We start from the raw sequence: 18,240 nt of genomic DNA on the forward strand, positions 1-18,240 counted from the left end.
GTCCCGCTCCGCATAGCGTAGGACCACCCACCACCTTGCCTCTCCCCTCCCCGTTGACGTATACGTCAACCCGCCATGAACGCCGTTACTGCTGACCGCCGCCATTTCGAGGATCTCGTCGTCGGCGAGACCGTCAATCTCGGCTCGACCCTCGTGACCAAGGAGATGATCCTCTCCTTTGCCCGCGAGTTCGATCCCCTGCCCTTCCACCTCGATGAAGCCGCCGCCAAGCGCTCGCTGCTCGGCGGGCTTGCCTCCTCCGGCTGGCAGACCGCGGCGCTGACCTTGCGCCTGCTCGGCGATAGCTTCCTGTCGAAGATCGCTTCGGCCGGTGGGCTCGGCTTTTCCGACTTGAAGTGGAAGAAGCCGGTGATGAAGGGCGACACCATCTGGGCCACCGCCACCATTGCCGAGTTGCGTCGCTCTCGCCACCATCCTCAATGGGGCATTGTCAGCATCGATCTCGACGTGAAGAACCAGAAGGGCCAGCCGGTGATGAGCATGCGGCTCGCCAACCTGGTTGAGAGCCGCGAGCCCGAAGCCGGCATGCAGGCGCAGCCCGAGCAGCCCTATGACGTCGAACAGGGCGGTGCCGCATGACCCGCTGGTTCGAGGACATCGCCATCGACGAGCCGTTCCCGCTCGGCAGCCACACCTTCAGCGAACAAGAGATTCTCGCCTTCGGCCGGGAATACGACCCGCAATATTTCCATCTCGACCCCGCTGCGGCGGCCCAAAGCCACTTCGGCGGCGTTATTGCCTCGGGCTGGCACACCGTGCTGATGGGGCATAGGAAGATGGTCGACGCGCTCGACGCCGAGGAAGTGCGGCTGCGCGACCTCGGCCAGGAGCCAGGCGTTTCCGGCCCCTCCCCCGGCGTCAACAAGATGGAATTCAAGGCGCCGGTGCGGCCCGGCGACACCGTCACCTATACGCTCACCGTCACCGGCAAGCGCCCGTCCAACTCGATTCCCGGCTGGGGCCTGTTGTTCAACAGCCTCGATGCGGTGAACCAGCACGGCGAAAAAGTCTACCATGCCGAACTGGTCGGCTTCTCGAAGCTGCGCGACTATCGGATGCCGCCGCACTTACGGGTTCTTGAGGCGTTGACCAAAATCCCCGGATTAGGGAAGTTGCTGACCCAACGGAGTTGAGTCACGCCATGCGCCTTGCCCTTGCTTTCGCTGCCCTGCTGCTGGCAGCCGCGCCCGCCACTGCGCAGTCGCTCACCGGCGTCGGCGTCGAGGGCAACTGGGGCTGCCGCGCCAATGTCGACGGCGCCCGCGCCGGGCTCCTCACCATCTATGCCGGCTCCTACGGCTACGCCTCGGCCAATTTCGGCAGCACCGCATCGGGCAGCGGCACCGTCGAGATGGCCTCCAACGGCGTCACCTTCCTCGATGGCAACCTCGTCGCCGGCGCCGGCATCACCAACGCCATCCTCGGCTTCGACGATGCCGGCCGCGACGTGCTGCAGCTCTACACCGCAGAAAAGAACGTCCTCACCTGCACCCCGCGGGGGTAGGCATTGCGGGCCTAGGGGCGCTGCAACAGGGCAACCGATGTGTCAGTGGACCACCGCAGCTATCCTCAAACTCGATGTCATCCCAGCGAAAGCTGGGACCCATTTCGCCGCCCGCACCAGCCGATAGTTGGGTCCCAGCTTTCGCTGGGATGACATCCGGTGGGCGTGGGAAGTCCGTCGACAACCTCGGGATGTGTCGATACTGCGCCACATCCATCTTGACCTCCCCGCCCTCCAGCGCTAAACAACGCGCCTTCCAGAGGAGTATCGCCCGAAAATGATCTGAGCACTGTTGCGGACGCCCGAGCCATTGCTTCCCTCGCCTTGCGAGTGGCAGCTGATGCGCGGATGCCGACCACAGCACTGCTCCAGATGACGGGCTGACTCTGTCCGGCGCCTCGGGCGTCCAATCCCCCCCTGCACTTCATCGCTAACCGCGGCTCGCGCACAGCACTGCTTTGCGTCGCGCCGCTACTTGAGCTCGTTTCTGGCGTTACTGCGCCGCGGCGGGCAAGGAGATTGCTTATGCCCAAATTCATGACCTACCAGCGCCCTACCCCGGTCAACAAGCAAAGCTGGAGCGGCCGCCCTGGCGCCAACCCCTATCAGCCGGTGCGTCGGCCGGCCGGGCACCCTGTGCCTGAGCCGCAGAAGCTGGCCCTGCCGCCATTGCTCGGTGGGCCTAAATCGCGATGAGCGAAGGCGCCCCGGCAACGCCGCCGGGGCGCCCAATCACGGGGAAAACCCGCTCCCGAGCAGGGGGCGGCCGGTAGCGCCAACAAACACTTACCGACCCCAATGCTTTCTATTCAACGATTTAGCGCTTCGTTATGCGCACCGGCGCACAATCATGCGACGACACTATTGCCTACCCGCGCCACGAGGTCCCCCGGTCATGGAGTCGCCTTGGTACAGCCTGATGACCAACGTCTCGGTCGTCGCGTTCGTCGTCACTGTCTGGACCCAGCTGCGCGACGTGTTCGAGCGCTTCGGGCCGCGGGCGGTCGAGACCGGCTTCGGCGCGGTGATGGGGCTCGGCGCCATCGCGGCCATGCTGTTCCCGGTGCAGTTCGCGCCTGGCGTCTTCTTCGACCTGCGCACCTGCCTCCTCGCCCTTGCCGCCTTTTTCGGCGGCCCGCTGGCGGCGCTGGCGGCGCTTATCCCGGCCATCACCTATCGCCTTTGGGTCGGTGGCGTCGGGGCGCCCGCTGGCATGGTGTCGATGACCCTGGTCACCCTTGCCGCCTCGTTCGGCCACCTGCTGCTACGCCGCCGCGGATTGTCGATCGCCCGCTGGCACTCGCCGGCGCTGGCGCTCGCCACCTGCGCCATCGGCCTGTTGACCATCGCCTTCGTTCCGATCGATCCCGGCATGAGCGATTGGGTGCCGCTGCTTGCCGCGCGCACCGCCCTGCTGTTCCTCGCGGTGATGCTCTCGGGCCTCGCGCTCACCCATGACGAGGAGTTGCGCACGGCACGGCGCGAGAACCAGATCTATCGCCAGGTGATCGACGAGCTGCCCGACAGCATCAGTGTGAGGGATACCGAGGGCCGTTTCGTCATCGCCAATCCGGCGACCGCGACGTTACTCGGGGTGAGCTCGTCGAAAGCGCTGATCGGACGCCCCGGCGACGAGCTCGGCGTCGCTCGCCCTGCCTCGCCGCCCCATACCGGCGAGACGCATTGGAGTTTCCAGCAGCCGGTAGAGCGCCCGGACGGTGGCACCAGCTGGCTGCAGACGCTCGAGGTACAACTCAATGACCCAAGCGGCCGCGCCATGGGGCTCATCACCCACAACCGCGACATTACCGACCAGAAGCACCTGGAGCTGGAACTCGACGAGCGCCAGCGCGTCCTCGCCTTCGCCATGGCGCAGATGACCGATGGCGTCGCCATGTTCGACCACGCCGGCAAGCTGCTGTTCTGCAACGCCCGTTACCAGAAGCTTTTCCCGCTGACCTCGGACGTCCGCGTCCCCGGCGCCAATATCCGCGACATTCTCGCAGCCGCGGCCGAACGGCGCGAGCAGCAGGTCGGCTCGTCGCCTGCCGATGTCGCCGAGTGGATCGACGAGATCACCGAGTCGCTGCACCACGACGCCGAGGAAGAGGTGCACCTGTACGACGGCACCTGGTTGCGCGTCTCCACTCGCCCCTCGCTCGACGGCGTCTCGATGGTGGTGGTCTCCGACATCACCCGGCTCAAGCGCACCGAGCTCGAACTGCTCGATGTCGCCGAACGGCTGCGCGAGGAAGCGACGACCGACGCACTGACCGGCCTCGTCAACCGTCGCGCCCTCGACCAGCGGCTCGAGATCGAGATCGCTCGCAGCCTCCGCTCTGATACGGCGCTGAGCGTCATCCTGCTCGATATCGATCACTTCAAGGCCTACAACGACAGCTACGGTCACCTTGCCGGCGACGCCTGCCTGAAGGCGGTGAGCCAGTGCCTGAGCCAGGTGTTCCGCCGCCCGGCCGATCTCATCGCCCGCTATGGTGGCGAGGAGTTCCTCGTGGTGCTGCCCGAGGCGGATGCCGAAGCCGCCTACCGCCTGGCCAACGACTATCGCGAGCTGCTGGCAGCGCTGGCGCTACCGCACCAGGCCAGCGAGTTCGGCCGCGTCACCGTCAGCCTCGGCATCGCTGCCTATGCCCCGGGCCAGACCGACCGCAACGCCGCCGACCTCGTCGGCCGCGCCGACGAGGCGCTCTATGCCGCCAAAAGCGGCGGCCGCGACCAGGTCAGCGGCTGGCGCCGCCGCTTCGAGGTGCTGCCCCGCAGTTTGCGCGTAGTGCATTAGCAGGTACTGACAGTCGGGTACCCTCTCCCGCTTGCGGGGGAGGGCGCGCCGACTGCAGGCCTCAGCGCCTGCTGCCCCTCAATGCCCCTCGAACGGGATCAGCGCCTCGACCTTCACCCCGGTGGCTCGGAGCTTCTCCGCCCCGCCCAGGTCGAACAGGTCGATGACGAAGCCGGAATGTGACACTTCCGCGCCGGTCCGCCGCAGCAGCGATACTGCCGCCACTGCCGTACCGCCGGTGGCGATCAGGTCGTCGACCAGCAGCACCTTGTCGCCGGACCCGATCACATCGGCATGGATCTCGATCGTGTCGACACCGTACTCGAGCGCGTAATTCTGGCCGATCGTCTCGCCGGGGAGCTTGCCTTTCTTCCGCACCGGGATGAACCCGACGCCGAGCGCAATGGCGACGCCGGCGCCAAAGATGAAGCCGCGCGCCTCGATGCCCGCGACGTGTGTGATCCCCAGGTCACGATGCAATCCGGCCAGCCGGTCGACGCTTTCGCGAAACCCGGCGGGATCCTCGATCAGCGTGGTGATGTCACGGAACAGGATGCCCTTTTTGGGGTAGTCGGGGATCGTGCGGACGAGCGACTTGAGGTCGAGCATGAGTGTGCTTCGGCTGTTGGGAAACGATGAAGGAGATCAGCGCGGGGTTAGCGCTTGGTGCTGTTGACGATCTTGCGCGCCAGCTGGCCAGCCTTGTAGGCGGTGTTGAGCGTCGCGTCCTTGGCGGCGGCCTTGACCTTGGGCGTCAGCAGCAGCGGCGCCGCAGCAATGCCGGCACGCACCATCGGATGGGCGATCATGGTCCGGGCCAGGGCTGCGGCCGTGATGGCGCCGCGAATGATCGACATGTGGGCCTCCGGATGTTTCGCCAGGAACTGCTTCGCCCGAGAATATCGACGATGCCGCCCCGGATCGCAAGGGGCGCAGAAACGACAAAGGGCCCCACAGGGCCCTTTGCGTTGTTCATTGCAGCGTCGGCTTAATGCTCGACGCGCGACCAGAGCTTCTGCTTCACCAAGTACATCAACCCGGCGAACACCAGGAGGAACGCGATCACCTGGAAGCCGGCTTCCTTGCGCGCCACGAGGTGCGGCTCGGCCATCCACATCATGTACGAGGCGACGTCGCGCGAGTACTGGTCGACGGTCAGCGGCACGCTGCCGGTCTCGCCTGCCTCATAGGTGATGAGACCGTCGCTGAGCGGCGGCGCCATGCCGAGCGCGTGGCCCGGGAAGTAGGTGTTGTAGTGCTTGCCTTCCGGCACCTCGGCACCATGCGGCGGCGGGTCGACATAGCCGTTGAGCAGCGCGTGGATATAGTCCGGGCCGCCTTCCGAGTAGGCAGTGAAGTAGTTGAAGATCCACCACGGGAACGGCTGCGTCGTGCCGCGGGCCTTGGCCAGCACCGAGAAGTCCGGCGGCAGCGCGCCACCATTGGCGTCACGGGCTTCCTGATCATTGGCAAACGGCGACGGCCAGCGATCGGCTGCGATGCCCGGGCGCTTGCCGCCCTCGGCCTCGGGATCGTTGATCTCGTACTCGGCCGCCAGCGCCTTCACCTGGCCCTCGGTGAACTCGGGACCACCCGGCTCGGAGAGGTTGCGGAACGCGATGAGCCGCGCCGAGTGACAGCTCGAGCAGACTTCCTTGAACACCTGGAAGCCGCGCTGCAGCTGGTTGCGATCATAGGTGCCGAACGGACCCGCGAAGCTCCAGGCTTCCTTCTTGATCTCCGGGGTGCCGTGGTCCTGCGCCACGGCGGGAACCGCCGCGAACAGCATGCTCACCAGCAGGGCGCCGATAATGCTTTTGGTCTTGATCATTGGCGTTGGGCCCCGGGTCAGTGCGACGTCGACGCAGCGGCAGGCTGAGCGGCCGCCGGCGCCTTGTGCTTGGCCAGCACGGACTCAGTGATCGACGTCGGCAAGGGCCGCGGCGTCTCAAAGCGTCCGAGCAGCGGAAGCACGATGATGAAGTAGATGAAGTAGTAGGCCGTGGCGATCTTGGAGAGCAGCACGTAGATGCCCTCGGCCGGCGCCGAACCGAGCCAGGTCAGGAACACGAAGTTCGCCACGAACAGCCAGTAGAACCACTTGAAGATCGGGCGGAAGGTGCCCGAGCGGACCTTGGACGTATCGAGCCACGGCACGAAGAACAGCACCAGGATCGCGCCGGCGAAGAAGATCACGCCGCCCAGCTTCGAATCGATGAACAGGATGTTGAAGTCGATGGCGCGCAGGATCGCGTAGAACGGCAGGAAGTACCATTCGGGCACGATGTGAGCCGGCGTCACCTGGCTGTTCGCCATGATGTAGTTGTCGGGGTGGCCCAGGATATCGGGCGCAAAGAACACGAACCAGGCGAACGGGATGCAGAACACGATGACCGCGAAGAGGTCCTTCATCGTGTAATACGGGTGGAACGGCACCGTCTCGCGGCTCGACTTCACTTCCACGCCGATCGGGTTGTTGTTGCCCGGCACGTGCAGCGCCCAGATGTGGAGCGCCACCACCGCCGCGATGATGAACGGCAGCAGGTAATGCAGCGAGAAGAAGCGGTTGAGCGTCGCGTTGTCGACGGCGAAACCGCCGCGCAGCAATTCGAGGATCGGCGTGCCGAGCACCGGAATGGCGCCCAGGATATTGGTGATCACGGTCGCGGCCCAGAAGCTCATCTGGCCCCACGGCAGCACGTAGCCCATGAAGGCGGTGGTCACCATCAGCACGAACAGCAGCACGCCGAGGATCCACAGGATCTCGCGCGGCGCCTTGTACGAGCCGAAATACAGCCCGCGGAACATGTGGATATAGACCGCCGCAAAGAACATCGAGGCGCCCGTGGCATGCACGGCCTGGATGATGCGGCCGCCATTCACGTCGCGGCGGATATGCTCCACCGAGTCGAAGGCGAGGCTGACATGCGGGGTGTAGTGCATGGCGAGAATGATGCCCGTCACGATCTGCACGCCGAGCATGAAGGCGAGGATGGCGCCGAAGGTCCACCAGTAGTTGAGGTTCTTCGGCGTGGGGTAGTCCATCAGGTGTTCTTTGGACCACCGGATGATCGGCAGGCGGTCGTCGATCCATTTCTCGACGACGTTACCGGGGACGTAGCTGGATTCGTGAGCCATCTGGTCGAGTCCCCTTAACCGATCTTCACGAGCGTATCGGAAATGAATTCGTAAGGCGGCAGCACCAGGTTGGTCGGCGCGGGGCCCTTGCGGATACGACCGGCAGTATCGAACTGCGAGCCGTGGCAGGGGCAGGCCCAGCCGTTGTAATCGCCGGAATCGCCGACCGGGATGCAGCCGAGGTGCGTGCAGTTGGCGATCATGATCAGCCACTGCTCATGGCCCGGCTTGGTGCGCTGTTCGTCGGTCGCCGGATCCTTGAGGTCCGACATCGGAACGGCCTTGGCCTCGGCGATCTCTTCGGGCGTGCGGTTGCGCACGAACACCGGCAGGCCACGCCACTTGATGGTGACCGACTGGCCCACTTCGATGCCGGAAAGGTCGAACTCGATGCTGGCCAGCGCCAGCACGGACGCATCGGGGTTCAGCTGGTTGATCAGCGGCCAGGTCACCCCGGCAACGCCCACCGCGCCTACGGCGCCCGCCGCGATATAGAGGAAATCGCGCCGACCCGGTTTAGGGTCGTCCTGATGTGCCAGATTGGATTGCGTCGCCAAGGTAAGCTTCCGTCTGTTGTGTCTTGATCAGCGCCTCGGTGCCCGTTGGCATAGGGCCACATAGCCAGAGCCAACCCCCGCCCTCAACAGCGCGTGATTTGGGCGTTCTTTTGACACTATGAATGGGGCTTGTCCAGCCGGAGTCAGGGTGACTTTCCCCCGATGCGACACTATAGCAACCGCCTAAAACCTAACCGCTATACTCAAGAATTCCAATGATCGATCTGGCCCTCTACCAACCCGATATCGCGCAGAACACCGGCACCCTGCTCCGCCTCGGCGCCTGCCTCGGGGTCATGGTGCACATCATCCATCCGACCGGCTTTCAGTTCTCGCCGCGTTCGATCCGCCGCGGGGCGCTCGACTACCTCGAGCACGCCCTGTTCACCGAGCACGACAGCTACACCCATTTCAATGATTGGCGCCGCTCGGCCGGGCGCCGGCTGGCGCTCCTCACCACCAAGGCAAGCGTCTCGGCCTATGCCGTGGCCTATCAACCCCACGACATCCTGCTGCTCGGCCGTGAGTCGGCCGGAGTGCCGGATGCGGTGGCTGATGACGCTGAGCTGCGCGTCCGCATTCCCATGCGACAAGATATGCGCTCGCTCAACGTGGCCGTGGCCGGCAGCCTCGTGCTAGGTGAGGCGCTGCGACAGACCAACGGTTTTGCAGCTCTCTCATGACATTACCCGCCGACATTGACTCAAAAAAGCAAGTGGCCGCGGCCTGGTTCCGGAGTTTCCGCGATCAGCTCTGCCAGAGCCTCGAGGCCGTCGAAGCCGAGGTGAAGGGGCCGCATGCCGACCGGCCTGCCGGCAAGTTCGAGATCGAACCGTGGAGTCGCGAAGCCGGTGGCGGCGGCGAGATGGGCCTGCTGCACGGCCGGGTGTTCGAGAAGGCCGGCGTCCATATCTCCACCGTCCACGGCCACTTCTCCGAGGAGTTCGCCCGCCAGATGCCGCATACCGAGGCAGGCGCTGAGTTCTGGAGCGCCGGCGTCTCGGTGATCATCCACCCCTGGAACCCGCATGTTCCCGCCGCGCACATGAACACCCGCATGATCGTCACCGGCAAATGGTGGTTCGGCGGCGGTGGCGACCTCACTCCCGTCCTGGATCGCCGGCGCACCCAGGACGACCCTGACAGCATCGATTTCCACCTGGCCTACAAGGCCGCCTGCGAGGCGCATGGCGTCGATTACGCCGCCTACAAGAAATGGTGCGACGAGTATTTCTACCTGCCGCATCGCAAGGAGCCGCGCGGCATCGGCGGCATCTTCTACGACCAGCACAATTCGGGGAACTGGGACGCCGACTTCGCCTTCACCCAGGACGTCGGCCGCGCTTTCGACAGCGTCTACCCCGCCCTGGTTCGCCGCAATTTCGAGACGCCCTGGACCGAGGCCGAGCGCCACGAGCAGTTGATCCGCCGCGGCCGCTATGTCGAGTTCAACCTGCTCTACGACCGCGGCACTACCTTCGGGCTGAAGACCGGCGGCAATGTCACCTCGATTCTCTCCTCCATGCCCCCGGAAGTGCGCTGGCCGTAAAGACACCGACCTCTCCTTGATCCTCCCCCGCGTGGCGGGGGAGGGGGACCGCCGAAGGCGGTGGAGGGGGCGGCAAGACTCTCCGGCTTGGGCTCCCCCCCTCCACCAGCTTCGCTGGTCCCCCCGGGGTGAGGCCTCTGGCCTCGTCCCTCCCCCGCCACGCGGGGGAGGATCATGGAGAGATTTGCGCATGACCCCACCCTTACCAACCTTGCCGAAGCTTAAGCCGCCGGAAACTACCGGCGGTCCCGGGCTGCTCCTAGATGCTAGGGGCCGGTGCAAAATCGCACCCTCGAACGGTTCCAGCCAGCGCAACGGAACCGCGCTTCAGCTTCGCTGCTTGTGGAGTTCAAAAATGAACAACGTTCTCAAGGGCAATATTCTCAAGGGCTTGGGAGCCACGGCTGCCGCCGCGGCAATCCTGATCGCCGCCGCCCCGGCCTTCGCTTCCGCCCCGGCATTCTCCCTCGCCAAGCCCAATAGCGGCATGTCGGTCGATAGCTTCGATCCGCAGGTCCAGGTGTTCAACCGCCAGAACATTGCCGACCTGCTGCACGCCAGGTCCGTCTCGGTGGTGAAGTTCGATACCGCCTGGAATGATGGTGGCGATGCCACGAAGGCGTTCGACGCGCTCAACGCCAGCGACCAGTCGATCCACCTGCTGCGTGAGGCGTTGAAGGCCGATCCAGCGGCGATGCAGCTCCTGGCCCGCAACCACATCGCAGTCAACCAGGTCGTCGACATCGCTCCCGCCGGCAATGGCGCGGTGCAGCTCTACGTTTCATGAGGCCACAAGCGGTGCGCGGGCCCTGACCCGCGCACCGCTTCTATCCCTTCGCTGGCCGCGCTACACCTCTGCCACGCGAGAGGAGCGAAGCCGGGCCGATGACGCTGACCGATGTCGAGATCAAGGGTTTTCGCTCGGTCCGCAAGCTGCGCCTGCCGTTGCGCCAGCTCACCGTCCTCACCGGCGGCAACGGCGTCGGTAAGACCAACCTCTACCGCTCGCTCGAGCTGCTGCACGCCGCCGCGAGGGGCACCCTGGCCGACGAAATCGCCCGCGAAGGTGGCCTCGGCTCGATCTTCTGGGCCGGCGGCAGGAACCTCTCCGCCGATGGCAGCTTCGATCCGATGTACCGCACCGACGGGTATCGCGCCCACGAGGGTCGTAACCGCCTGACGCTGGAAGCTCGGCTGGAGCTCGACGAGTTTCTGCCCACCTACCGGATCGAGCTGGGTTTCCCCACCCCCGATTCCGCCGCCTTTCCAACCGAAGCGCAGATCAAGGAGGAAACCGTCGAGCTGCGGCAGGGCAAGCGCCCCGTCGCCCTGCTCGAACGGAAGAACAACGCGGTATTCGCCCGCGCCGCCGGCGGTCAGCGCGAGCTGATCGACGAGCGGGCGCTGGCCAGCGAGACGGCGCTTTCGACCGTGCGCGGCGGCTACCCGGAGATCGCCGTGGTGCGACAGGAGCTGAGCAACTGGCGCTTCTTCCACGGCTTCCGCACCGATCCCGACTCGGCGCTGCGGCGGCCGTCGCGCGCCATCACTTCACCGATGCTGGCGTCCAGCGGCGGAAACCTCGCATCGGTGCTGGCGACCCTGCGCCATGTTCGGGGCGAAACCATTGACCTCGATGCGACGATCGGTGCCGCTTTCCCCGGCGCCGAACTGGTCGTGCCACCGCCCGAAGAGTTCGCGCGCTTCGGCATGATCTTCCCCGAAACGCCCAAGCGCACCTTCTGGGCGCACGAACTCTCGGACGGCACGCTGCAGTTCCTCGCCCTGATGGGCGCCCTGCTCTCTTACCGGCTGCCGCCCTTCATCGCCCTCAACGAGCCCGAAGCGAGCCTCCATCCGAGCCTCTTGCCGGCGCTGGCCCGCACCATCGTCAAGGCCGCCGAGCGCGCGCAGATCTGGGTCGTCACCCATTCGCAGCCGCTCGCCGACGCCATTGCCGAGGAGAGCGGCATCGTGCCGCGCGAAGTGATCCGCACCGAGGATGGCACCGCCATCCGCGGCCTCAGCGCGCTCGGCGTGTTCGATGATGAGTGATCAGCCGCGCGGCCGGGTGACGGCGAAGCCGCGCACCACGTCGCCGAACTGCGCCGGCAGCGAGATCCCAAAACTATCGCCGAGCGTCCGCACCGCCGCATAGTCGACCTTGCTGCTGATGCTCATGTCGACCAGCATGCTGATCGCCTCGTGCGGCGTCCGCGTCTCTTTGTAGGGCCGGGTCTCGATCAGCGCCGCAAAGATATCGCAGACGGTGAGAATACGCGTCAGCGGCCCGATCTCAGCGCCGCGCAATTGGTCCGGATAACCACTGCCGTCGAGCGCTTCGTGATGGTGCCGCACCGCGTCGAGCACCAGCGGCGACACCGTGCCGTGCTTGCTCAGATAGTCGAACCCGGCGCCGGGATGCAGTTTCACCGCCTCGAACTCTTCCGGGGTGAGCTTGCCGGGCTTATCGAGGATGTGGCGCGGGATCACCGCCTTGCCGACATCGTGCAGCAGCGCAGCATTCATCAGCGCCGCCGCCTGCCCACCGCCGAGCTTCGCTCCCTTGGCGAACCCCGCGGCGACGCCGGTGACCAACAGGCAATGCTGGAACGTCCCCTCATGGTGCCGGCGCACCGAGGCGAGCCAGGCATCGGCGCCAACCGCCTTGACGCTGGCCAGGACGCCTGCCGCGGCCTGTGACACGGCTTCCATGGACATCGGCGCGTCGCTGAGTATGCCCTCGAACAGCACCTCGAGCGAGCGTTCGGCGTCGGCGATCGACACGCCACCCGTGTCGGCCCTGAGCGCTGCCTCCGCCGCCGCGGAGCGGCGCGCCCGGCCGGTCACCGAATACTCGCGGCGGAGCTCCGCCAGGGCAAACTTCCGCACCATGTGGCGCGTCGCCCCCAGGGCATTGGCCTGCACCCGCAGCAAGCGCTCGCTGCCGCCCTCATCGATCAGGAACGTCCGCGCTTTGATCGCCGGCACCCGGTCGAGCGCATGCTTGAGCCTGCCCACCGAATCCATGTCGCGCAGGTCCGCATCGACCACCACCTGCTCGGCATCGGCGAGGTCGCGGTGGGTCAGCTCCGAAAGCAGACGCACCGGCGCGCCGAGCTGTCCCGCCATGGCCTTGCCGTGCCCCTCCCAATGCGGATCGCACACGAACACCACCGTGCCCAGGCCCTTCGGCTCTGACGTTGCTGCTGGCTCTGCTATTTGCGGCACTTTGCCCATCGTCGGCGATAATCTTGGCTGGTCGCGATCATCACGCCGTACATTCGTAGATGTTTCGTGAATCTTTGAATGCAATTGACCGCGGATCGCCATGTAAACCGTGGCCCTGCCGCTGCCGCATTCCTGGCGCCTTATGTCCTGCCACCAACGATGGAGCATGATCATGAAATCGTTCGAATGTGGCACCCTGGTTCCCGGCTGCACCTGGCACACCCAGGCCGAGGACACCGCGGAAATCGTCCGCCGCGCCGCCGAGCACCTGCGCAGCGCGCATGGCGAAGAGCTGATCCGCCCCAACATGGTCGACGAGATCAAGGCCCGCGTGCACGAAAAGGGCGAGGCGGTACACTAGGGCGGGTAGTTCCTGAGGGCTGCGCGCTTGGCTACCCCTCACCCCAACCCTCTCCCCAAAGGGGCGAGGGGGCGGTGTGGCACCGCCGGTTCACCTCGCGTCCCCTCGCCCGTTTGGGGAGAGGGCCAGGGTGAGGAGCGCCAAGCACACCGGCCCTGGAGAACGGAAGCCCTACCCCCGCCTCACCATCCCCAGCAGCGCCGCGCGATCGAGCACAAAACCGCTCTCGATCCAGGCCCGTTCGAGCCGCTCGAGCGCTTCGCCGAGCTCCCGCCCAGGTGACATGCCGAGGTTGAGGAGGTCGCTGCCGCGGATCGGGAAGTGCGGCACGTCGAGTCGCTGCAGCTGCTCGAGAACGGCGAGCTTGCCGGCCTCGCCCCAGTTCGACAGCGTCGCCGCGACGTCGATGCCGTCTGCCAGTGCGCCGGGATGCCGGTAGGCCGCCTCGTTCAGCTTGAACTCGGCGATCAGCCGCGCCGCCGAAAGGATCGCCTCGGCGGTGCCGATATCTTCGTTCGACAGCCGCCACATCGCCTGCAACCGCTCCGCGCCGATTTCCGACATCAGGATCGCCAGTCGCGCCGTGTATTCCGGCTTCCGCGCCCGCCGCTCGTAGCCGTAGAGCAGCCTGATCATTGCCTCGGGCAACGGCAGGATTTGCGCTTCGCGCATCGCCTTCAGCGTATTGGCGATGCGCGGCAGCGCCAGCATGCGGCGCATCTCGGCGCCGACCCGCTCTGCCGCCAGCCGTCCCAGCGTCCCCGCCGCCGCGGCACAGGCGGCGAGCCCGTCCGGGTCGAACTGCTCGCCGGCATGGCTCGCCGAAAAGCGGAAGAAGCGATAGACCCGCAGCCGGTCCTCGGCGATCCGCTCGGCCGGCTTGCCGATGAACCGCACCTTGCGGGCAAGGCAGTCCTCCACCCCGTGCAGCGGATCGAACAGCGTACCGTCCATGCCGGCATAAAGGGCATTGAGGGTGAAATCGCGCCTCAGCGCATCCTGCCGCCAATCGGTGCCGAAGCGCACCACGGCGTGCCGTCCGTCGGTCTCGACATCTTCGCGCAACGTCGTCACTTCGGCAGTGAGCCGATCGAGCCGCAGCGTCACCGTGCCGTGCTCGATGCCGGTCGGATAGGCTGAAAGCCGCGCCCGCTCGGCCCTGAGGATCACCTCCTCGGGCCTCAGCTCGGTGGCCATGTCGATGTCGGAGTTGGCGCGCGGCAGCTCCAGCAGCGTATCGCGCACGATGCCGCCCACCACCCGGGTCCGGCCCTCCGCGCCATCGAGCAAAGCCATCATGCGCTGCGTTTCCGGCCGCATCAGCCAGTCGGCGCGCTTGAGGCGTTCGTCGATGTCCCCCAGCTTGTTCAACCGCCCTCCGGGCTCAGGTCCTGCTCTGGGCTCCAATCCCTTTCAGGGCTTAAGGCCAGATCGTGGAAGCGTCGCGTAAGGTTCGCTGTTATGCCCCAGATGACAAGCCCGCTATGCTCGATTTGCCAGGTCGAGTGCTCGCGGCCACCGCGCTTGATGTGGAAGGTCGTGTAGCTGCCCGGCGTCATCAGGTAATCGAGCGGCACCTCGAACACCGAGCGGACTTCGCCCGGATTGGGGATGAAGGGCCGGCTCGGCTCCACCACTGCCACCACCGGAGTGATCAGGTAATTGGTGCCGGTATAGTAGAGCGGCATGAAGCCCAGCACCTTGGCCTCGCCGCGGTCGAGCTGCACCTCTTCCCAGGCCTCGCGCAGCGCCGCATCGGCCGCGTCCTTGTCAGTCGGATCCACCTTGCCACCCGGGAAAGCGATCTGCCCCGAATGCGAGCGGAGCTCGGGCGAGCGCTCGGTATAAAGGATCGACAACCCCTCGGGGCGCCTGACCAGCGCGATCAGCACCGCCGCCGGCACCGGCGGGCGGCCGGGCGGCGTATCAGGCACCCAATCGGGCAGCATGCCGGCCGCCGCGTCGAACGCTTCCGGTTCGCGCAGCAGCCGGCCGGCGATTCTCGTGATCAGCGCGTCGTCAATCAGGGCCGGCACTCCAGAACGTCTCCCCCGGTAACTGGCAGACTTTTCCGCTAAGGTCATGCGACAAATCAACAACCGTGGCGGCGGCCGCCCGCCCGCGGCCTACTTCGACAGGTTGTAGACGTCTGCCGAAACAGCGCCCTCGCTGCAGGCTTCGGGGCCGAGCTTGCCGGCGAGGCGCGGACAGGTCCGAGCCAGATCCGCGAGCGAGATGTTCTCACGAATCCGCACATGCGCCACACAGGCCGCGCCTTCCGGCGTCCACGCCGCCTCGAAGCTGAAGCCGGGCTTCCGCTCCGCCTGCTGGATGCCGGCATCGTCGAACATGTCGATGAGCGTGCCGTCATTGGTGGTCGCCGTACCGTCGCCGCAATAGTCCGCGCGAATCATGTGGATGCAGGCGTTGTAGCGATCCGCGTTAGAGACACCGTCCGGCCCGACCTCCCATGGCCGATAGCCGAAGCGCAGGCACTTGCCCTGTGCGCCCGAGGTGCAGGCGAGCACGAACTCGCCCGGCTCGGCCGGGTGGATGGTGCCATCGTCGGCGGCACGTCCGGCGATGGCGTAGCCCTCGCGCAGCCCGTCGGCAGATGGCAGGCAATAGGGCTTGTCGGTATCGGCATAGCGCAGGTCGTTGAGCTGCAGCCTGCCGGTGGCGTCCCGCGGGTCGGGGCGTACGCCCTTCAGTTTGACCCGGATGGTGGTGTCGCCATCCGAATAGGTCAGCACCATGCCGATCAGTTCCGTCCCCTGCCGCGTCGTTCCATCCGACAGGGTCGCCCGAAAACTGCCCGCCGCGGCCTCGATCGCGGTAACGGTCGGCGCGGGCGGCGTCTGTGCGGTGGCAGGTCCAATGGACAGCAGGGTGCAGAGCAGCGCACAGAGCGATGTCAGGGACATGAAAGGGGGGCTTCGCGTTCGGGGGAGCGATGGTGTTCGCCGGGGACGACCGTTCGTCCCCGGCGTCGTCGATCAGTTGGCCAGTTCGACCGCGATCAGCTTCATCGGCTTGACCAACGCACCCGTGGTGTTGGCGCCGTTGGGGTCGATGCCATTCGGATCGATGCCATTCGGGTCGATGCCGTTCGGGTCAATGCCATTCGGGTCAATGCCATTCGGGTCAATGCCATTCGGGTCGATGCCGTTCGGGTCAATGCCGTTGATGGTGGTGCCATTGTCGGCAATGCCGGCATGAGCCGGAACACTCGCCGAGAACGCGAGCAGCAGGGCAGCGAGAACAAGAGATGCACGGATCATTGCAGTTCTTTCAAATGAGGAAGGCGGGCCGGTTGTCCGGCGTTGCGCCGTTGCGATGCGGCGACCTAGCTCGATTGAAATGAACCGTTGCTGACGGCCTCGTTCAAGCGGCAGCCGACCCCGAAGGGCCAGCCGTTCCCCTTGCTACGAGCGCTTGCCGGCGCCGAACGCCTTGATCGGGCCGGCGAGCCGCACGGCCATCGTCGGGTCGTTGGAGTAGACCAGCACCCGGCTCGGATCGACCGGTCCGGGGAACTCGATGGCGCCCAGTTGCGTCGGCACCCAGCCGAGCGGGCAATAATAGTCGCGGTCGCCGACCAGCAGCACGAAGCTGCCTTTGCCGCGCTCCAGCGCGATGCGGGAGACTTCCTTGGCGAGCAGCTTGCCGGCGCCGCGTTTGCGGAAATCCGGGTGCGTCGCTAGTGGGCCAAGCATGTAGCCGTCAATGCCGCCGACGCTGATCGGGGTCATCCACACCGAACCGCAGGCCTGCCCGTTCACTTCGGCGATGAGGCTGAGCGTCGTGTCGATCGGGAAGCGCTCGCGCACCCGGAACGCCGTCCGGGCAAAGCGGCCCGGGCCGAAGGCAAGCGCCTGCAGATCCTCGACGAACTGATCGTCGGCAGGAGTAGCAAAGCGAATGGTGGGCAGGCCGAGTTGCGGAGGCGCTGCTTCAGCAGCGACGGAGACGGAAGGCGCGATCATGTGACTGGTCCAGGAACAAACAAGACGAGGACAAACGTACCGGCCCACTTAAGCCGGCTGCCGACCGATTACGGTCGTCGGGTCACCTGAAAAGCCTTCTCCATCCTGGACGCCTCCTGACGTCTGAAAAGCGCATTAGCATCGTGTCGGCCAACGCGTCCACGCAAAATTATGGACCTGCAGTCAAATTTCAAGACCGCCTCCGCAGATTCTGCCCGCCCGCGTCACAACGCCTTGCAGGCGCTACCGGTTCACCGGAGCGCTTTCAGGAAAAGTTGCAGACTTTTCCGGTTCGAAAGCGCGACAAACGTCAAGCCATGTAGGGACGGGTTTGTGTCGCTGGTTTGACGCCGAAACGACCATTCGAGGGTCAGTTCGGGGCCCTTCCCTCACCACTTCACCAGCCACGCAAAAGCCCGCCTGAGGAAGGCGTGGCCGTCCCGTCTGACCGGCGTGCCATGCGCCATCAGCACGTTGCTGGCGCGCCAGGCGAGGATGCGGCGGAGCGCTGCCCGCGCGGCGCGCTTGTCGGAAAAGGCGACACGAAATTTCCGCGGCACCGAGGGCTCGTCCGCCAGCATCAGGTCAAGCCGCGCCACCAGGGCGCGCCAGCCCTTGAACCAGCCGGGCGGGAACTGTTGCAGGAGGTCGGTAAAGATCACTGTGCCGCTCGGCCGGTGGAAGGCTACCGCCTCGGTGGTGATCCGGTTACCGCGCACCAGGACGACCTCGATCTCGCCGGTCCAGCCGGGTACCGGCGTATTGCCGAGATCCGCCCCGAACCTGAGGTCGGCTCGCTTCTCGCGGACACCCGGCGCCGCCAGCACCTGGGCGACCGGAAAGGCGCGATGCCAGTCGGCAATGAAGCTGTCATGCAGCGAGTTGGGCGCCACGAGGTAACGGATATTGCCCAGCACCTCCACTTCGCCGCGCAGTTGCGCCGTCAACGCGACCGGCGACCAGATCACCAGGTCGCCGCCGCCGAGCCGGATGATGGTCATGCGGGTGGGATAGTGAAAGCCGGCCGCGGCGGTGACCACCGGCCCATCGACAATCCAGATCTCCGGGCCAAACGCTTCCCACATCTCATAAT

The 18,240-nt window shown here is 65.9% G+C and carries 22 protein-coding genes; 10 read left to right on the forward strand and 12 right to left on the reverse strand.

Annotated features, from left to right (window positions below; all coding sequences use genetic code 11):
* The first annotated feature begins 75 nt into the window (after window positions 1-75).
* The 5 genes from ASC89_RS20300 to ASC89_RS20315 all read left to right on the forward strand — a co-directional run bounded on the left by ASC89_RS20300 (window position 76) and on the right by ASC89_RS20315 (window position 4,325).
* Window positions 76-600 (forward strand): MaoC family dehydratase, encoded by a 525-nt coding sequence (locus ASC89_RS20300; protein ID WP_082533492.1) that lies wholly within the window; start codon window positions 76-78, stop codon window positions 598-600.
* Window positions 597-1,154 (forward strand): MaoC family dehydratase, encoded by a 558-nt coding sequence (locus ASC89_RS20305; protein ID WP_055880762.1) that lies wholly within the window; start codon window positions 597-599, stop codon window positions 1,152-1,154. The genes ASC89_RS20300 and ASC89_RS20305 overlap by 4 nt, the downstream gene beginning before the upstream one ends.
* Before the next feature lie 8 nt (window positions 1,155-1,162).
* The gene (locus tag ASC89_RS20310) at window positions 1,163-1,525 is read left to right on the forward strand and encodes a hypothetical protein (RefSeq protein ID WP_055880766.1); all 363 of its coding nucleotides are present in this window, start codon (window positions 1,163-1,165) and stop codon (window positions 1,523-1,525) included.
* Window positions 1,526-2,050: 525 nt separating this feature from the next.
* The gene (locus tag ASC89_RS28530) at window positions 2,051-2,221 is read left to right on the forward strand and encodes a hypothetical protein (RefSeq protein WP_156384696.1); all 171 of its coding nucleotides are present in this window, start codon (window positions 2,051-2,053) and stop codon (window positions 2,219-2,221) included.
* A gap of 199 nt (window positions 2,222-2,420) precedes the next feature.
* The gene (locus ASC89_RS20315) at window positions 2,421-4,325 is read left to right on the forward strand and encodes a diguanylate cyclase domain-containing protein (protein ID WP_162247971.1); all 1,905 of its coding nucleotides are present in this window, start codon (window positions 2,421-2,423) and stop codon (window positions 4,323-4,325) included.
* A gap of 78 nt (window positions 4,326-4,403) precedes the next feature.
* On the opposite strand, the gene ASC89_RS20320 is transcribed toward ASC89_RS20315, so the two are convergent.
* The 5 genes from ASC89_RS20320 to petA all read right to left on the reverse strand — a co-directional run bounded on the left by ASC89_RS20320 (window position 4,404) and on the right by petA (window position 8,002).
* Complete coding sequence (locus tag ASC89_RS20320) at window positions 4,404-4,934, reverse strand: adenine phosphoribosyltransferase (RefSeq protein WP_056001202.1); 531 nt, start codon at window positions 4,932-4,934, stop codon at window positions 4,404-4,406.
* Window positions 4,935-4,981: 47 nt separating this feature from the next.
* Window positions 4,982-5,182, reverse strand: coding sequence for a hypothetical protein (locus tag ASC89_RS20325; RefSeq protein WP_055880775.1), 201 nt, complete (start codon window positions 5,180-5,182; stop codon window positions 4,982-4,984).
* A 131-nt stretch (window positions 5,183-5,313) separates the two neighbouring features.
* The gene (locus tag ASC89_RS20330; protein ID WP_056001205.1) at window positions 5,314-6,156 is read right to left on the reverse strand and encodes a cytochrome c1; all 843 of its coding nucleotides are present in this window, start codon (window positions 6,154-6,156) and stop codon (window positions 5,314-5,316) included.
* A 17-nt stretch (window positions 6,157-6,173) separates the two neighbouring features.
* The gene (locus ASC89_RS20335) at window positions 6,174-7,463 is read right to left on the reverse strand and encodes a cytochrome b N-terminal domain-containing protein (protein ID WP_055880780.1); all 1,290 of its coding nucleotides are present in this window, start codon (window positions 7,461-7,463) and stop codon (window positions 6,174-6,176) included.
* A 14-nt stretch (window positions 7,464-7,477) separates the two neighbouring features.
* Window positions 7,478-8,002, reverse strand: a complete 525-nt coding sequence (gene petA, locus ASC89_RS20340; RefSeq protein WP_055881291.1) for a ubiquinol-cytochrome c reductase iron-sulfur subunit — start codon at window positions 8,000-8,002, stop codon at window positions 7,478-7,480.
* 236 nt (window positions 8,003-8,238) lie between these two features.
* On the opposite strand from petA, the gene ASC89_RS20345 reads away from it, so the two are divergent.
* The 4 genes from ASC89_RS20345 (at window position 8,239) to ASC89_RS20360 (ending at window position 11,624) form a co-directional block, all read left to right on the forward strand.
* Complete coding sequence (locus tag ASC89_RS20345; RefSeq protein WP_200940470.1) at window positions 8,239-8,703, forward strand: tRNA (cytidine(34)-2'-O)-methyltransferase; 465 nt, start codon at window positions 8,239-8,241, stop codon at window positions 8,701-8,703.
* A complete protein-coding gene (gene hemF, locus ASC89_RS20350) occupies window positions 8,700-9,569 on the forward strand; it encodes an oxygen-dependent coproporphyrinogen oxidase (protein ID WP_055880784.1) in 870 nt (289 codons plus the stop codon). Before ASC89_RS20345 ends, hemF begins: the two co-directional genes overlap by 4 nt.
* A gap of 355 nt (window positions 9,570-9,924) precedes the next feature.
* The gene (locus ASC89_RS20355) at window positions 9,925-10,356 is read left to right on the forward strand and encodes a hypothetical protein (protein ID WP_055880787.1); all 432 of its coding nucleotides are present in this window, start codon (window positions 9,925-9,927) and stop codon (window positions 10,354-10,356) included.
* A 98-nt stretch (window positions 10,357-10,454) separates the two neighbouring features.
* Window positions 10,455-11,624 (forward strand): AAA family ATPase, encoded by a 1,170-nt coding sequence (locus ASC89_RS20360; protein ID WP_055880789.1) that lies wholly within the window; start codon window positions 10,455-10,457, stop codon window positions 11,622-11,624.
* Here the strand turns inward: ASC89_RS20360 and ASC89_RS20365 are convergent, their stop codons facing one another.
* Window positions 11,625-12,800 (reverse strand): HD-GYP domain-containing protein, encoded by a 1,176-nt coding sequence (locus ASC89_RS20365; protein ID WP_162247972.1) that lies wholly within the window; start codon window positions 12,798-12,800, stop codon window positions 11,625-11,627.
* A gap of 172 nt (window positions 12,801-12,972) precedes the next feature.
* On the opposite strand from ASC89_RS20365, the gene ASC89_RS20370 reads away from it, so the two are divergent.
* The gene (locus ASC89_RS20370) at window positions 12,973-13,161 is read left to right on the forward strand and encodes a DUF1059 domain-containing protein (RefSeq protein WP_055880795.1); all 189 of its coding nucleotides are present in this window, start codon (window positions 12,973-12,975) and stop codon (window positions 13,159-13,161) included.
* Between the two features lie 171 nt (window positions 13,162-13,332).
* Here the strand turns inward: ASC89_RS20370 and ASC89_RS20375 are convergent, their stop codons facing one another.
* The 6 genes from ASC89_RS20375 to ASC89_RS20400 form a co-directional block, all read right to left on the reverse strand.
* Window positions 13,333-14,532, reverse strand: a complete 1,200-nt coding sequence (locus tag ASC89_RS20375) for a CCA tRNA nucleotidyltransferase (protein ID WP_056001211.1) — start codon at window positions 14,530-14,532, stop codon at window positions 13,333-13,335.
* A complete protein-coding gene (locus tag ASC89_RS20380; protein ID WP_055880800.1) occupies window positions 14,529-15,197 on the reverse strand; it encodes a CoA pyrophosphatase in 669 nt (222 codons plus the stop codon). The genes ASC89_RS20375 and ASC89_RS20380 overlap by 4 nt, the downstream gene beginning before the upstream one ends.
* Window positions 15,198-15,287: 90 nt before the next feature.
* A complete protein-coding gene (locus ASC89_RS20385; RefSeq protein WP_055880803.1) occupies window positions 15,288-16,085 on the reverse strand; it encodes an ADYC domain-containing protein in 798 nt (265 codons plus the stop codon).
* 72 nt (window positions 16,086-16,157) lie between these two features.
* Window positions 16,158-16,442, reverse strand: a complete 285-nt coding sequence (locus ASC89_RS20390) for a hypothetical protein (protein WP_055880805.1) — start codon at window positions 16,440-16,442, stop codon at window positions 16,158-16,160.
* A 144-nt stretch (window positions 16,443-16,586) separates the two neighbouring features.
* Window positions 16,587-17,147: a GNAT family N-acetyltransferase gene (locus ASC89_RS20395; RefSeq protein WP_055880808.1), complete on the reverse strand. Its 561-nt coding sequence runs from the start codon at window positions 17,145-17,147 to the stop codon at window positions 16,587-16,589.
* Window positions 17,148-17,536: 389 nt separating this feature from the next.
* On the reverse strand, window positions 17,537-18,232 hold the full coding sequence (locus ASC89_RS20400; protein ID WP_055880811.1) for a DUF4336 domain-containing protein: 696 nt from the start codon (window positions 18,230-18,232) through the stop codon (window positions 17,537-17,539).
* Between the last annotated feature and the right edge of the window lie 8 nt (window positions 18,233-18,240).

The organism is Devosia sp. Root413D1, assembly GCF_001425235.1.
In the GTDB taxonomy this organism is placed as follows: Bacteria; Pseudomonadota; Alphaproteobacteria; order Rhizobiales; family Devosiaceae; genus Devosia_A.